The 14,903-nt window shown below is 67.3% G+C and carries 12 protein-coding genes; 6 read left to right on the top strand and 6 right to left on the bottom strand.

Going from position 1 to position 14,903, the window contains the following annotated elements; all coding sequences use genetic code 11:
* The first annotated feature begins 209 nt into the window (after positions 1-209).
* Positions 210-2,492, top strand: coding sequence for a bifunctional glycosyltransferase/CDP-glycerol:glycerophosphate glycerophosphotransferase (locus SALPAC6_RS0110130; protein WP_223874255.1), 2,283 nt, complete (start codon positions 210-212; stop codon positions 2,490-2,492).
* Positions 2,493-2,880: 388 nt separating this feature from the next.
* Here SALPAC6_RS0110130 and SALPAC6_RS0110125 read toward each other — a convergent pair whose 3' ends face one another.
* Together SALPAC6_RS0110125 and SALPAC6_RS0110120 are read right to left on the bottom strand one after the other, a co-directional pair.
* Positions 2,881-3,684: an ABC transporter ATP-binding protein gene (locus tag SALPAC6_RS0110125; RefSeq protein ID WP_018253304.1), complete on the bottom strand. Its 804-nt coding sequence runs from the start codon at positions 3,682-3,684 to the stop codon at positions 2,881-2,883.
* Positions 3,671-4,573: an ABC transporter permease gene (locus tag SALPAC6_RS0110120; protein WP_018253303.1), complete on the bottom strand. Its 903-nt coding sequence runs from the start codon at positions 4,571-4,573 to the stop codon at positions 3,671-3,673. The genes SALPAC6_RS0110125 and SALPAC6_RS0110120 overlap by 14 nt, the downstream gene beginning before the upstream one ends.
* 153 nt (positions 4,574-4,726) lie before the next feature.
* Here SALPAC6_RS0110120 and SALPAC6_RS0110115 point away from each other — a divergent pair, with 153 nt between their 5' ends.
* The 3 genes from SALPAC6_RS0110115 (at position 4,727) to SALPAC6_RS0110105 (ending at position 7,554) form a co-directional block, all read left to right on the top strand.
* Positions 4,727-5,359 (top strand): TetR/AcrR family transcriptional regulator, encoded by a 633-nt coding sequence (locus SALPAC6_RS0110115; protein WP_018253302.1) that lies wholly within the window; start codon positions 4,727-4,729, stop codon positions 5,357-5,359.
* A gap of 106 nt (positions 5,360-5,465) precedes the next feature.
* Positions 5,466-6,122: a response regulator transcription factor gene (locus tag SALPAC6_RS0110110; protein WP_018253301.1), complete on the top strand. Its 657-nt coding sequence runs from the start codon at positions 5,466-5,468 to the stop codon at positions 6,120-6,122.
* Between the two features lie 7 nt (positions 6,123-6,129).
* Positions 6,130-7,554, top strand: a complete 1,425-nt coding sequence (locus SALPAC6_RS0110105; RefSeq protein WP_018253300.1) for a sensor histidine kinase — start codon at positions 6,130-6,132, stop codon at positions 7,552-7,554.
* Positions 7,555-7,561: 7 nt separating this feature from the next.
* Here SALPAC6_RS0110105 and SALPAC6_RS0110100 read toward each other — a convergent pair whose 3' ends face one another.
* The 3 genes from SALPAC6_RS0110100 to SALPAC6_RS0110090 all read right to left on the bottom strand — a co-directional run bounded on the left by SALPAC6_RS0110100 (position 7,562) and on the right by SALPAC6_RS0110090 (position 11,010).
* Positions 7,562-8,518: a TAXI family TRAP transporter solute-binding subunit gene (locus SALPAC6_RS0110100; RefSeq protein WP_018253299.1), complete on the bottom strand. Its 957-nt coding sequence runs from the start codon at positions 8,516-8,518 to the stop codon at positions 7,562-7,564.
* 84 nt (positions 8,519-8,602) lie between these two features.
* Positions 8,603-9,274, bottom strand: a complete 672-nt coding sequence (locus tag SALPAC6_RS0110095; protein ID WP_018253298.1) for a hypothetical protein — start codon at positions 9,272-9,274, stop codon at positions 8,603-8,605.
* Positions 9,275-9,396: 122 nt separating this feature from the next.
* Positions 9,397-11,010: a hypothetical protein gene (locus SALPAC6_RS0110090; RefSeq protein ID WP_026189505.1), complete on the bottom strand. Its 1,614-nt coding sequence runs from the start codon at positions 11,008-11,010 to the stop codon at positions 9,397-9,399.
* Between the two features lie 181 nt (positions 11,011-11,191).
* Between SALPAC6_RS0110090 and SALPAC6_RS0110085 the strand changes: the two genes are divergently transcribed.
* Complete coding sequence (locus SALPAC6_RS0110085; protein WP_080636151.1) at positions 11,192-12,178, top strand: App1 family protein; 987 nt, start codon at positions 11,192-11,194, stop codon at positions 12,176-12,178.
* Between the two features lie 67 nt (positions 12,179-12,245).
* The gene (pgm, locus tag SALPAC6_RS0110080) at positions 12,246-13,901 is read left to right on the top strand and encodes a phosphoglucomutase (alpha-D-glucose-1,6-bisphosphate-dependent) (protein ID WP_018253295.1); all 1,656 of its coding nucleotides are present in this window, start codon (positions 12,246-12,248) and stop codon (positions 13,899-13,901) included.
* Between the two features lies 1 nt (position 13,902).
* Here the strand turns inward: pgm and SALPAC6_RS0110075 are convergent, their stop codons facing one another.
* The gene (locus SALPAC6_RS0110075) at positions 13,903-14,835 is read right to left on the bottom strand and encodes an NAD(+)/NADH kinase (RefSeq protein ID WP_018253294.1); all 933 of its coding nucleotides are present in this window, start codon (positions 14,833-14,835) and stop codon (positions 13,903-13,905) included.
* Positions 14,836-14,903: the final 68 nt, after the last annotated feature.

The raw sequence follows: 14,903 nt of genomic DNA, 5'->3' as shown, positions 1-14,903 counted from the left end.
GCTAGCCCAGACGACACGTACACCGGGTGGTGCGTGGCCGACCGGTGCGGGATTGATCGACCTTACCCGCAATTGTGCCGGTAGCGTTAAGTGGCAGCCGGGGACTGAACGTCATAAATCGAATAACGGGTGGTCAATGGAACTTCAGTGCCTGTTACCCGCCCGCCGGCCGCCAGGGTAACTGCCGGTCGGTCACCCAGCAAGACACGGTGAAGCAGTTGCCGTCGGCTCGACCGAAGGCGTTTGGAGGAGTTTCGTTGTACAAGGTATCGATCATCTTGGCATGCTACAACGTCGAAAGCTATATCGACGATGCCTTTCGATCCATCGTTGCCCAGTCAGCATTTGACCAGTTTGAGGTTATTCCGGTCAATGACGGTTCGACCGACGGTACCCAGCGAATCATCGACGAATACGTGCGTCGCTATCCAAAAAACTTCTTTCCGATCTCCTTTGACGAAGGATCGGGTGGGCCCGGTCGGCCGCGAAATGCTGGAATAGATAGTGCGCGGGGTGAGTATATTATCTTCATGGATCCGGATGACCGGATCCATGAAGACGGCTACAGCACCCTACTGAAAGCGATAGAGGAGCATCAGAGTGACGTGGTCGTCGGGGCCCGCTACGCTGTGCCGGAGAAGCAGGGGCCAGAGCATAAGATCTGGACCGACTACATCGCCCCAGAGTATTTCAACCAGGACAGCTACGCAGTAAAGCTTGATTTACTTTCTCGGCGCCCGGGCATCCTCAAGTCTATCTACCGCACCGCATTGATTCGGGAGCATGGCCTCCGATTTCTGGAGGATATCCTCAGTAGCGAGGATGAGATCTTCGATAAGAAGTTTCTCCTCCTGGCTAGTCGTATTTCTAGAATTAACGACGTTGTGTATCTGTATACGCTGGCCCGGGGCGACAGTATCACAAGTCATATCAAGCTCAACTTGTACCGGGATCTGCCGAAGATTTTCGGCGGGCTGGACGACGCACTCGGGGTCTACTTCGCCCAACCGATCATCAGCTATCGTCTCGCCGCTCTGATTCGCACGTTCTATTTTCCAAAGCTGCTGCTCCTGGACCCGGAGCTGACTGATGAGGCTCTGGAGCTCATTCGTGTTGCGTACGAGGGGTACGGCTTCGATCGTCTAATGTTGACCGAGAATTCAATAGACCGTCGAATAGTTGAGCTGCTGCGCGACCGCAGATACAGCCAGCTGATGCTCTACTTTATGAACCAGCGCAGCATCGGCCTGTCGGGGACCGTGCGTAGGCAGCGTGGGCGACTCCGGAAATTTGAAGTGCGCCCGGTGAAGCTTGCTAGCAAGGTCCACAAGTATGCTGTCTTCGCCAAGCGCGCTGCCGGCGAGCGTTCACCAGGCAAGTTCCTGCGGGCGAATCTCCGTAACAGTCTCCGTGGGGAGCCCAATGGTTACTGGCTTTTCATGGACCGCCCGAACAAGGCGACGGACAATGCCGAGGCGCTATATCGCTATGTCCGCGAGAATAAGATCCATGATCGGATCGCTTTCATAATTCGTGCCGATTGCCCGGACTATGAGACGCTTCGTCGCGAAGGTTTTAACCTGGTGCGCTACGGCACGGTCGCGCACTGGCGTCTACTTTTCAACTGCGAACACTTCATCACCTCACACCCGGATGAGGACCATCTCAAGCCGTGGCGGGGGTATGGGGCTCGGGCTGGCACGCCGGGCTACAAGTTGACCTTCCTGCAACACGGAGTCATCCGGTCTGACCTGTCCTCGTGGCTGGGGTCCAAGAAGTATCACATCTTCTGTAGCTCCGCACAGGCCGAGTATGACGCATTGCTGAACAACATCAAGTATCGACTGTCGCCGGATACGCTGAAGTTGACGGGTCTCGCCCGTCATGACCTATTGGAGCGCCGCTCCGGCGACTATATCCTGGTGAGTCCGACTTGGCGATCGTTCCTGAGAAATAGTTCGCAGTCTGAGTTCGAATCCTCGGAGTTCTACCGGTCGTGGACCGCGCTGCTCCGCGACGATCGGCTGCAGACCGCGCTGCAGGCAGCGGGGGTTCGGATCAAACTCGTGCTTCACTCGGAGCTGAGCAAATTCGGGGAGTGTTTCCCGAGCTCCGACTTCGTCGAGGTGATCACATACGACAACGTGGAGAGCTTCGCCGACCTGATCTCGTGCGCCCAGATGCTGGTCACCGACTATTCCTCGATTTCGTTTGACGCCCTCTACCTGCGGCGGCCCGTGGTCTATTACACGTTCCCGGAACGCCGTGCCCACAGTACCAACGTTGGAGCCGACTTCGCGCTGTATGAGCGCTTGGGAGTCCGGGCATCAGACCACGATGCCGCCGTCGACGCTATCGCCACTAGCGCGGGTCAAGGATTCATGCCGGATGAGGAAAAGATTCGCGAAATCGATTCCTTCTTTGCCTACTCTGACGGCCAGAACTGTAAGCGAATTATCGACGCGATAACTCAGGGTGAGCAGCATTCATAGGCTCTGCTGTCGTCGGTGTGCGGCCAGGGCTCATCAATGTGCACCCCTGAGCTATTCCGGGTTGGCCAATGGTCGCCGGACGGTTGGTGTGATCGTGGCCGCACCTGGAAGACTGTCTTGGGCAGTAGATCTCTACGTCGCCGATGGGCGGACGGTACGTCAGAACGGTCGGGCAACGGAGGAGTCCCGGCTAGGGACAATCACGGGAATGGGACAAACAACCCCATGACGCTGAAGCATCTGGGGTGGGTGGACCTGAGGGCGTAGCCAACCCTCCTCCTGGAGCGGGCCATATAGTGGCCGTGGCCGCCGCCCGAATCCGGCCGCTGAATGGCAGTCGGAGTGCGTCATGAAACCAATCGGTTTATGACGCACCCGTGGGGTGTGGCTACCTGCCTTCGTATGCCCGGCAGACCTCGTCGGTCGGGCCGTCCATCTTCAGAACGCCGCCCTCTAGCCAGATGGTTCGTTCGCAGGTGTCCTTAATCGAGCTGAGCGAATGGCTGACCAGAAAGACCGTGCCCGCATTTGCCCGTAGCTCGCGGACGCGCTGTTCACTGCGGATCCGGAACTTTCGGTCTCCGGTGGCCAGCGCCTCGTCGATGAGCAGCACGTCGTGCTCCTTCGCGGCGGCAATGGCGAAGCGCAGTCGCGCCCCCATGCCGGAGGAGTAGGTGCGCATCGGCAGGGAAGCGAAGTCGCCCCGCTCGTTGATGCCGGAGAATTCAATGATCTCTGGAGTAATGCGCTTGACCTGCTCCGGAGACATTCCCATCGCCAGGCAGCCGAGCGTTACGTTCCGTTCGCCAGAGAGGTCGTTGAGTAGGGCCGCGTTCACGCCGAGCAGCGACGGCTGTCCCAGCGTGTAGACCGCCCCCCGGGCCGGGGGGAGCAGTCCGGCGATGGTCCGCAGCAGGCTCGACTTGCCGGACCCGTTACTGCCGATCAGACCGATGGCCTCGCCCTGGTGGGCGGTGAAACTGACCCCCTTGATCGCGTGGACTTCACGAACGTTCGGGGTGCTGGTGCGAGACACGATGCGTTTGAGGGCGGCGGTGGCGCCGGTGTTCGCCGTGGCACCCTTGTGAATCCGATAGATCACATGGACGTCATCCGCGATGACGGTTGGAACGCGTTGCGACTCTGTCATGGTGGTGTTCGCAGGGGTCTGGGTCTGCTCAGCCACGTCCATACTCCTTCTCCCCGCGCCAGAAGTAGACGAATCCGCCAATACCGACGACGAGTGTCCAGGCCAGGGCCGTCCCCCAGAGCTGCATGGGTGTGGCGACCAGGTTCTCTCGGTTCGACTCCAGTAGGGCGTACCGGGCCAGCTCGATGTAGATCAGTGCTGGATTGGCCTCCAGCAGGGTCGCGGCCCAGTCCGGTAGGTGGTCGCGGAGCAGCGATACCGGGTAGAGCACGCCGGAGGCGTAGAGCCAGGTACGGAGCACGAACGGCATGATTTGCTTGAGGTCGGTGACCTTGGAGCCGAATCGTGCCATCACCATGGTGAGGCCGATGTTGAAGATTGTCTGCAGGAGCAGAATCGGGGCGAGGAGTAGCCAGCGGAGGGTGATCGGCTCGCCGGTGAACAGCACGATGGCGGCCAGGACCACCATCGACATGAGTAGCTGCTGGAGCTGCACCAGGGTGACCGTGATGGGTAGGACAGCTCGTGGGAAGTGCAGGGCCCGGATCAGTCCGAGATTGGCGTTGATCGCACTGGTGCCGTTCGCCACCGCAGTTTGGGTGAACATGAAGACGAATACACCGGTGCAGAGGTAGGCGATGAAGTTATTTACGTCGCGGTCCTGGGACAGGATCACACCGAAAATCAGGTAGTAGACTGCCGCGTTGGTGATTGGGGTCAGTACCTGCCACAGTTGGCCGAGCTGGGTGTTGCTGAGCGACGAGGTTACCTTCGCTCGGGAATACGCGGTGATGAAGTGCCGGTATGCCCAAACCTGGCGGGTGTACTCGCGCAGGGGTGGTCTTTCGTTCGCGACCTTAAGCCCGTGCCGCTGCGCGAGTTCGGCGGGGGTCAGCCCGGGGTGGAGGTTGGCCACCGCGGTGTTGGCCATGGTCGAGTGCTCCGATCTTCTGTGCCATTGGGGAGCCTCGTGTCACAGCGACAGGAGGGCGTTGTTGGCCTGGGAAGCGCCGTACTGCTGCCTGGAAGTTAGTGTACGACGCGTCGCGACGCAACCGTACCGTCGTTACGGTACCTTGTTGACGTGGTTACCGAGAAGAAGCGCTCCCCGGTAGGTGCCGCGGTGCTGCGTGACGACATCACCGTGGCCATCCGTGGTGCGGTCGTGGCGGAGTTGGCCGAGGTGGGCTATGGGCGCCTCTCCATCGAAGCGGTAGCCCGCCGCGCTGGGGTGAGTAAGGCTGCTATCTATCGCCGCTGGCGTTCCAAGCTCGATCTGGTGCTGGATTTGGTCTCGGCAACGGCTGGACGCAACCTGCCGCTGCTCGACACCGGCAGCCTTCTGGGTGACCTGGAGATTCTGCTTCATGTGATGGCTCGCGCGCTGCGGCATCGGATGGCCCTGCAGATCATCCCGGACCTGCTCGCCGAGGCGGCGCGCACCCCACAGATCGCCGAGAAGCTCCACCAGACGCTTGAGGACTACCAGCGGACCATCGGTCTCGTCGTGATCGGCCGGGCCGTCGAGCGCGGCGAGCTGTCGGCCGCCACCGACCAGCGTCTCGCGGTGGACCTGATCGTCGGGCCGATCTATTGGCGGCTGGCGATTGCCCGGACCCCGTTGGGAACCGCGGAGGTGCGCCGGGCAGCGGAGATGATCGCGGCCGCACTGCAGGTGTCAGACACGGGGCCCGACGCCCCCGAGGCGGAGGCATGAGATTGGCGCCCCAGCGCGGGCGCCTCCACCAAGGCTGCGCTCTCCCTCAACCCGTCGCCATCTGCGACCATTCGTGGTCAGCGAAGGCGAGAGTTGGGGGCACTGGTTGCGGATCCTGCTTGTCGAGGACGACCACCGGGTGGCCGCCGCGCTTACTGCGGCCCTGACCCGGCGCGGCTACCAGGTGGAGCACGCGGCAACGGTCGCCGCCGCGCTCTGTGCCGCCCCGTGCGACCTGGCCCTGCTGGATCTCACCCTGCCCGACGGGGACGGCACCGACCTGTGTCGGGAGCTACGGCGGCGCAGTAGCCAGCTCGGGATCATCGCGGTGACCGCGCGGGGGGAGGAGCGCGACCGGGTGCTGGGGCTGCGGATCGGCGCGGACGACTACGTGGTCAAGCCGTTCTCGATGGTGGAGTTGCAAGCCCGGATCGAGGCGGTGCTGCGGCGCGCCGCCCACGCCGCGCCAGAGCGCAACCGAATCGAGGTCGGTCCGGTCCAGATCGATGTGGCGGCTCGTACGGTCCGCATCCACGCTCAGGAGGTGATGCTGACCCGTAAGGAGTTCGACATACTTCTCTCCCTGGCCCGTCAGCCCGGGGCCGCCGTGCCCCGTGATCGGATTCTGCTCGACGTCTGGGGCACCACCTTCGCCGACCGACACACCGTCGAGGTGCACATCGGCTCCCTCCGGGGCAAGCTGGGCGACCCACGCGTGGTGGAGACCGTGCGCGGGATCGGTTACCGACTGCGGAACGGGTGAGGAAGCGGTGCGTCGCCGCCTGGTGATCAGTTATCTGCTGCTGATGGTGCTGGTCCTGGTCGCCCTGGAGACCCCGCTCGCGGCCACCCTGGCCAGCCGGGAGACCGAGCGGGTCCGCGCCGACCGGCTCGCCGACGCCACCCGCTTCGCGTCGTTGGCGGACACGGCGCTGCGCGGCGGCAGCATCGGCCCGATCCGCAGTGAGTTGGACCGCTATGACGAGCTGTACGGCATCAGCGCCGCGGTCGTCGACCGGGACCGGCGGACAGTGGTCGCGTCGCCGAGCTGGCAACCCGCCTCGGGCACTCGGGGAGTGCTCGACGTGGCCCTCTCCGGTCAGCAGGCCAGCGGGCCCGACTCGGTACTGCCATGGGTGGACGCGCCGATCGTCGTCGCGGTGCCGATCAACGACGGCGGCGAGGTGCTCGGCGCGGTGGTCACCACCACCCCCACCGATCGGATCCGGGAGGCCGTCACCACCTGGTGGCTGCTGCTCGCCGGCGCCGGCCTGCTCGCGGTGCTGGCCTGTGTCTCGACCGCGTTCGCCCTGGCCGGATGGGTGCTGCGACCGGTCACCGGGCTGGACGCGGTGACCCACGAGATCGCCGAGGGCGACCGGAACGCCCGCGTGCAGCATCGGCAGGGCCCACCCGAACTACGTCGTCTGGCGGCGAGCTTCAACCACATGGCCAACGCCGTCTCCGACGTGATGGATCGGCAGCGGGCGTTCGTGGCGCACGCCAGTCACCAACTCCGAAATCCGTTGACGGCACTGCGGCTGCGGGTCGAGGAGCTGGGGCACAGTCTGGGTGACCCGCAGGGCCAGGCCGAGCACCAGCTTGCCCTGGCCGAGACCGACCGGCTGGCGCTCGTGTTGGACGCTCTGCTCACCCTGGCTCGGGCCGAGCGGACGGAGAACCTGCGCGTGACCGTTGACGCGGCGGCGGTCGCCGCGAGTCGGGTGGCGGCGTGGGAACCGCTTGCGCGCCGCCGGTCGATCACGCTGCGGCTGGAGACCGATGCTGCTCCGGCCTACGCGAGGACCGTGCCGACCGCCGTTGACCAGGCGCTGGATGCGTTGATCGACAATGCGGTGAAGTTCAGCGGCGCGGGGGGCGAGGTAGCGGTGGAGGTTCGGGGTCGGGACGACGGGACAACGCTACAGGTACGCGACACCGGCCCGGGCATGACGGCCAGCCAGCTCGACCAGGCGACCGAGCGGTTCTGGCGGGCGCCGGAGGCGCAGAACATCGACGGAGCCGGGCTTGGTCTGGCCATCGTCGCTGTCCTGGTGGACGCCTCCGCGGGCCGGCTCAGTATGCGTCCGAACCAGCCGCACGGTCTGATCGCCGCCCTGTGGTTTCCCGCGTCGCTGCCCATCCCCGCCGACGACAAGGAGCAGGAGGCGACCCGCACTTCTGCTCGGAGCTGACCGGTGGCTACGGTTTGACCGCGTTGTACCAGGCCACGGCCCCCGGGTGCAGTGGTAGGGGCGTGGTGTTGATGGCCGAGCGCTGACTCATGTGGCCGGCTGCGGGGTGCGCCGACGCCAACTCCTCGCGCCGTTCCATGAGTAGCCGGGTCAGCTCCCGGACCAGCCCCTCCGGCAGGTCGGCGCGGACGATCAGGTAGTTCGGGTTGGCGACGGTGGTCACCGGGCTCACCCCGTACACCGAGCGGGGAATGTCCCGGGAGACGTAGAAGCCGGGGTGCTGAGCGCGAAGCGGCGTGCTCCACGCACCCAGCCCGACCAGATGGACACGTTGCTGTGCGGCCAGCGTCGCCACCGACCCCACCGGTAGGCCGCCGGAGAAGAAGAACGCGTCAATCTGGCCGGTCCGCAGCGCCTCGACCGAGTCGTCCAGGCCGAGCTGCTCCCGGCGTACCTCATCTCCGCCGAGCTGGGCCACGTTGAGCAGCCGGGACGTGGTGATCTCGGTGCCAGAGCCGGGTGCCCCCACGGAGACCCGCCGGCCCCGCAGGTCGGCGAGGGTACGGACGCCGCTGGTCGGGGTGGTGACAAGGTGGAGGAGGTCGTCGTAGACACGGGCAACGGCGGCCATCGTCGGCGGCGTGGTCGGGACGGTGGGGAGCACGTCGGCCTGGGTGAAGCCGAGTTCTGCTTCCCCCGCGCCCACGAGTTGGATGTTCTCCGCCGAGGCGGCGGTCACCAGCACCTCAGCCTCAACGTTCGGTAGCTCCCGATTGAGGATGGTGGCCAGTGACTGCCCAAAGGCGTAGTAGACGGCGGTGGGACTGCCGGTGGCGATGCGGATCTGTGTGGCTGGCGGAGGGCCGTGCTGGCATCCGGTGAGGCCCGGCAGCGCCATCGCCAAGAGCAGCACCGGTAGCACCGCGTCGCGTCGGCGACCCAGGTTTTTGATCACGCGCTGCACTGTGCGTCGTACGAGTGGTCGGGCGCAACTTCGGTTGTCCGCCGATGCGGTACCGCCGTTCGCCTCGCCTGCCCACCGAGGAGATCAGACGGCCACTATTTCTGGGGGCGGTGGCCCCAGTTCCGTGGCCTGCATGATGCGTTCACGGGCCGTTCCGTGTGGCACGCTCACCAGATAGCAGCCGGTGCCGGGGCGCAGTATCGCCGGCGCGTCCAGCAGGGCGGCGCTCCGGACAAGAATCGCCGCCAGGTCCCGATCGGTCACCCGGATTCCGAGGATGTGTCGGCGGATGTGTCGACCGCCGGCCAGCAGCGCGGCCCGCCAGCCCGCTGCGGCCAGCCGGGTCCGCCCCACTCGTCGGGCACCGGACGCGCTGGGTACCGGTGCACCGATGAGTTCCGCGCGTCCGCGGCGCCAACTGGCATCGAGCATGGCGGCATACCCGGACTGGTGGGCCGGGGCGACGGTCAGCTGGTGCAGCTCGTAACGGCGGCGCAGGCCGCCGACGGCGCGTTCATGCGTGACCGGAACCTCGAGCTGGTAGAGCAGGTGGCGGAGCCGCTGCGCCGCGTCCTCGCGGTTGAACTCCACCCGCTCGGGTGGGTGGACGGGGACGCCACGCTGACGTCGGGCCGTCGTCGGCGCGGTCACGCAGCGCAGGATGCAGGCGGCCTCGAACCCGGCGGTCAGGGTCAGCCAGTCCAGCGGGTGCGGGGTCGACGCTGACCGGGGGCGGCCGAGCAGGGTCGGGTTCACCTCGGGGCTCCTTATCGGCGTCGGCTTTCCCCTACGGTGACGGCTGTCAGAAGCGTAGGGAACCGATCGGGCCAAGCCTTGAGGAAATCTTGCGGGTGTGGCGGCGGCCCGATGACGGTCGCCTACCCTGAGGGGCGATGCGGTGTCTCCGGGTGATAGACCCGATACTCATCGACGTCAGCGATGAGGGAGGCGTCGGCTTGTGCGCCCAGCAGTTGCCGCAGCCGTTGTTCCTGCCGTGATCCGGTCTCCACCACATATCCGGGTCGGCTCGCCGCCGCGACCCGGTCCCAGTAGGCGGGGTAGCGGTTTTGTCCCGGGGCGAGCCCGTCGTCAAGGACTCCGCAGACCACCTCCTCGTCCGTGTTGAAGATCAGGCGGTTGCAGGTCCAGTAGCTCCCGTAGACCTCGTGGGGTCCGGATGCGCGCAGCGTGTCCGCCAGCTCCCGGGCGGCACTTTCGTTAGCCCGGAGAACGACGGTGCCGGTGGTGACGAAGAGCATTGTGACCAGCGAAGCGGTGGCGACGAGGGCGGCGAGGAATGCTGCGGCGAGCGTGCCGGCCAGGCGACCAAACACACCGGCTGTACCCCGCAGTGCCACGACCGCCGCCTGCCAGAGTGGCCACAGCACCGCGGGTAGGGACAGGTGCAGCAGCGCCAGGTAGCGAGCATTCGCGAGGGGGTCCGTGGCGGCGAGTGGGCTGCGTGCGTACGACAGGAGGGTCAACGCCGCGCCGACGACCAGCGCGAGGTGCACGACCGGGGCGACCCGCGCGGCACGGCCGGTGGCCCGCCGATACGCGACGACCGCGACCACGGTCGCGATCACCAGCAGCGCCGGGTAGAGCAGGCCGAACCATGCCGACCAGCGGCCGCATCCGTCGATCGGGCAGAGTCCCGTGGCCAGCGGTACCCCCTCCAGTACGGCACCGGAGAACCGCTGGGCCAGCGGCGGGTACGGGTCATCATTGGTGTTGACTGCGCGAAGCACCGAGAGCGGGTCCGTACCCGGGCCGGAGGTGCGGTAGTACGCGATCATCGGTGCGACGCCGAGCGTGACCCCGACGACCAGCAGCGCGCCTGCCCAGCCGAGCAGGTCGCGGCGGGCCGCCCAGAGCAGCGCGAGGGTGGCGGCTCCGACGTAGGGCAGGATCAGCCAGTCGGACCAGACGGCGACTCCGGCGAGCAGGCCGAACAGGCCGACAGCCAGCCGGCGGTGCCGGAGCGTCCCCCGGGCCAGACCCACCACGACCAGCAGCATCAGCAGTACCGCCACCTTCCCCTCCGGGCGTCCGCCCACCACGGTCAGCTGGTCTCGGACCACCCGCTGTGAACCGAGCGCGAGCAGGCCGACGACCAGGGTGGCGAACCAGGGGGAGCCGATCCGGCGGGTCAGCCGATGGATCAGCCAGAGAAAGAGCGCGTAGAGGGCCAGCATCGGCAGCCGCAGCACCGGCCAGCTTGGCCCGAGGAGCGCGAGCAGGGGCGCGGCGAGGTAGGACTCCAGCATCCCCATGTAGTGTTGCCCGTACAGGAACACGGGTCGCTCCTGGCCGGCGGCGATGTGGAGGGCGGCGAGTCCGAACGTCGCCTCGTCGCTGTTTGACGGCGGGATCGTGGACAGCGTGAGGAGCAGCCGGTAGCCGACGCCGGCCACCCCGAACACCAGCGCGACGAGTGCCGGCGGGTCCAGCGCTGGGCGCCACGGTCCACGGCGCGGTAGCGGTTGCGACACGACCAGGCCCCCGTCATCCTCCTCACCGGAGTCTGTCACAGGCTCTCGGCTGGGCGGAGCGGTTCGGTGCCTCGCCCGTTCGGGTGGCGTGGCCGGGGTATGTCGGTTGTGGCAGGGTGGCCGTGTGCCATCGAAATCCGCCGGCCAACTGGCCGTACCCCAACTACACCGGGCCGCGCGGATGGAGGACGCCGTGCACCGTCTGGTCGAGCGGCGGCTACGGCGCACCGGTTGGCGGATACACACCGTGGCCTACCCGGGCTACGGGGCCCCGGGCTGGGTCCGCGTGATGTGTCGGGTGCTGCTGGGCCGGCCGGACAACCGGCAGCGGGGCCGGCCGGAGAAGGTCCGGGGCTGGCGCAGCTTCGCCACCCTGCCGGCCAAGCACGTCCGGGTGGACATCGAGTCCGGGGGAGAGCGGCACGAGACGCGCACCGACCGCAGCGGCTTCGTGGACACGATTGTCCCGGTCGACCTGCCTCCGGGCTGGGGGTCGGTGCGGATCCGAGTCCCGGAGGCGGAGCCGGTCCAGGCGCCGGTACGGATACTTGACTCCCGGGTGCGCTTCGGCGTGATCTCCGATGTTGATGACACGGTCATGGTCACCACGCTGCCGAGGCCCCTGCTGGCCGCCTGGAACACGTTCGTCCTGGACGAGCACGCCCGGGCCGCGGTGCCCGGGATGGCCGTGCTGTACGAGCGGCTGGTTACCGCCCACCCCGGCGCTCCGGTGTTCTACCTGTCCACCGGCGCCTGGAACGTGGCGCCGACCCTCACCCGGTTCCTGTCTCGGCACCTCTACCCGGCCGGGCCGCTGCTGCTCACCGACTGGGGCCCGACGGCGGACCGCTGGTTCCGCAGCGGCCGGGAGCACAAGCGGGCCACCCTGACCCGGCTCGCCCGGGAGTTCCCGGACGTGCGGTGGTTGCTGGTCGGCGACGATGGTCAGCACGACCAGGAGATCTACCGGGAGTTCGCGGTGTCCCACCCGGAGAACGTCGCCGGAATCGCGATTCGCCGCCTCTCCCCGACCCAGGCGATGCTCGCCGGCGCGCTGCCGCACTCGGCCAGCGACAGCGGGTCGGCTCCCCCGGTGGGGCAGGAGTGGCTCTCCGCGCCGGACGGGGCCGGGCTGTGGCAACTACTGCGGGAGGCAGGTCTGGTCTGAGGAGTGGGTTCACGGGATCTTGATAGCGTCGAGAGATGGCTGATGTGGGCCGGGATCAGGAGGTCACGTGGTGAGCACGCACCCCCGCGCGGGTCAGCCCGCCCAGCAAGCCGACCTGGTGGACGTGGCGATGCTGGTCACCGCGTACTACGCGGAACACCCCGACTCGGCGGACCCCGGGCAGCAGGTCTCCTTCGGCACCTCCGGGCACCGGGGGTCCCCGCTGCGGAACGCGTTCAACTCCGACCACATCGTCGCGATCACCCAGGCACTCTGTGACTACCGGCGGGAGCACGGTCTGCACGGCCCGCTCTTCCTCGGCCGGGACACCCACGCGCTCTCCGCACCGGCGGCGGTGGACGCGTTGGAGGTGCTCGCCGCCAACGAGGTCTCGGTCCTGTTGGACAGCCGGGACGGATACGTCCCGACACCGGCCGTCTCCCACGCCATCCTGGCCCACAACCGGGGGCGGAGCAGCGGGCTCGCCGACGGCATCGTGATCACCCCGTCGCACAACCCGCCGGAGGACGGCGGGTTCAAGTACAACCCGACCCACGGCGGCCCGGCGGACACCGATGTCACGACGTGGATTCAGGAGCGTGCGAACGCGATCCTCGCCGCCGGGCTCAAGGAGGTGCGCCGCATCCCGTACGCGCGGGCGCGCACCGCCGACACCACCGGCCGGTACGACTTCCTCGGCCGCTACGTGAGCGACCTGCCGTCCGCGCTCGACCTCGACGCGGTCCGGGCAGCCGGCGTCCGGATCGGGGCCGATCCGCTCGGTGGGGCCAGTGTCGCCTACTGGGGCGAGATCGCGGACCGGTATCGGCTGGACCTCACCGTGGTCAACCCGACCGTCGATCCGACGTGGCGCTTCATGACCCTGGACGGGGACGGCCGGATCCGAATGGACTGCTCGTCTCCGGACGCGATGGCGTCGCTGATCGCCGCCCGGGACCGGTTCGCGGTCTCCACCGGTAACGACGCCGATGCCGATCGGCACGGCATCGTCACCCCGGACGGCGGTCTGCTGAACCCGAACCACTACCTGACGGTGGCCATCGCCCACCTGTTCCGTACCCGGACGGGGTGGGGTTCGGACGCCGCCGTCGGCAAGACGCTGGTCTCCTCGTCGATGATCGACCGGGTGGCCGCCGACCTGGGGCGCCCGCTGTTGGAGGTGCCGGTCGGCTTCAAGTGGTTCGTGCCGGGCCTGCTCGACGGCGCGGTCGGCTTCGGTGGCGAGGAGAGCGCCGGCGCCTCCTTCCTGCGTCGCGACGGCAGCACCTGGACCACCGACAAGGATGGCATCCTGCTCTGCCTGCTGGCATCCGAGATCATCGCCACCACCGGCCGTACCCCGAGCGAGCACTGGACGGAGCTGGCTGGTCGCTTCGGCGCACCCGCGTACGCCCGAATCGACGCTCCCGCCACTCGCGCGGAGAAGGCGGTGCTCGGTCGACTCTCGCCAGAGCAGGTGACGGCGACCGAGTTGGCCGGTGAACCGATCACGGCCACACTTACCCGTGCACCGGGCAACGGGGCTCCGATCGGTGGCCTGAAGGTCACCACCGAGAGCGGTTGGTTCGCCGCCCGCCCTTCCGGCACCGAGGATGTCTACAAGATCTACGCCGAGTCGTTCCAGGGCCCCGAGCAGCTGGCGCGAATCCAGGCGGAGGCGAAGGAGTTGGTCTCGTCAGTGCTGGCGGCTTCGGGCGAGTGAGTCAACGGTGCGGGGGGAGTCGCCGTCGGTTCACCAGTTCCTCGCGGAGGCCTTCGGGGAGGAGCTCGCGAAGCTGCTCGGGCAGGAGAGGCAGGTCCAGCAAGCTCAGCTTGAGCTGGTTGCGCTCTCGGTAGCGGCGCGGGTCGAGGCGGACCACCAGGCCCGCATCGCGCTGGTAGGTCACCTCCACCGCGCCCTCGGTCGCCGCGTCCTGGATCACCTGCCCGTCCATCTCCACCGCCATCGGCGCGGAGCCCGGGGCAAGCTCCAGCCGGATCCTCTCGTCGGGGGAGAGGACCACCGAGCGGGAGATTCCCGCCATCGGCGCGGACGGGGTCACCACCACCACGTCGCTGGCCGGGGAGACCAGCGGCCCGCCGGCGGCGTAGCCGTACGCCGTTGACCCGGTCGGCGTGCTCACCACCAGCGCGTCGCACCGGTAGTAGCCGTATTGCTGTCCGTCCACGGCGAGGGTGGCGGTGACGAAGCCCGCGCCCGGCTGCCGAACCAGCGCGACATCGTTGAACGCGACCACGTCGTCCCCGCAGACCGCACAGGCCAGGCAACTGTGCCGCTCCACGGTGAAGTCCCGGTTGGCCAGCCGGGCCAATGCGGTCGGCAGTTCCGGCGGCTCGACCTCGACCAGGAAGCCGAGCTGGCCCAGGTGCACCCCGAGCACCGGCTTCGGGTCGCGGACCGCCGAGCGCAACGCGCCGAGCATGGTGCCGTCGCCGCCGATGCTGATCAGCACGTCGCTGGTCGGGGCGACCTGCTTGGTGGGAAGCGGTTCCACCGTCGCCGGTACCCGGTGCCGGTCCGACCCCCGCACCGCCAGCGTTATCCGGTGCCTCGTCGCCCAATCGACGATGAGGTCGACCACCTCGGATACGTCCCGGGTTGGGTGCAGCACCAGTCCGAGCCGGATCTGATCCATCTGCCCAGCTCACCACATTCGGGCTGGTCCGGCAGGACTTCGCCGGGGTGGATGCGACGGCATCCACC

Origin of the sequence: Salinispora mooreana (assembly GCF_000379065.1) — a bacterium.
Taxonomy (GTDB): Bacteria; Actinomycetota; Actinomycetes; order Mycobacteriales; family Micromonosporaceae; genus Micromonospora; species Micromonospora mooreana.
Note: the sequence above shows the minus strand (reverse complement) of the source record. Positions and strands in the feature narration are given on the sequence as shown.

Excerpts from the sequence above, each read along its gene's own strand:
- SALPAC6_RS0110125 (WP_018253304.1), bottom strand. The coding sequence starts at position 3,684 with ATGGACGTGGCTGAGCAGACCCAGACCCCTGCGAACACCACCATGACA.
- SALPAC6_RS0110120 (WP_018253303.1), bottom strand. The coding sequence starts at position 4,573 with ATGGCCAACACCGCGGTGGCCAACCTCCACCCCGGGCTGACCCCCGCC.
- SALPAC6_RS0110085 (WP_080636151.1), top strand. The coding sequence starts at position 11,192 with ATGGAGGACGCCGTGCACCGTCTGGTCGAGCGGCGGCTACGGCGCACC.
- SALPAC6_RS0110075 (WP_018253294.1), bottom strand. The coding sequence starts at position 14,835 with ATGGATCAGATCCGGCTCGGACTGGTGCTGCACCCAACCCGGGACGTA.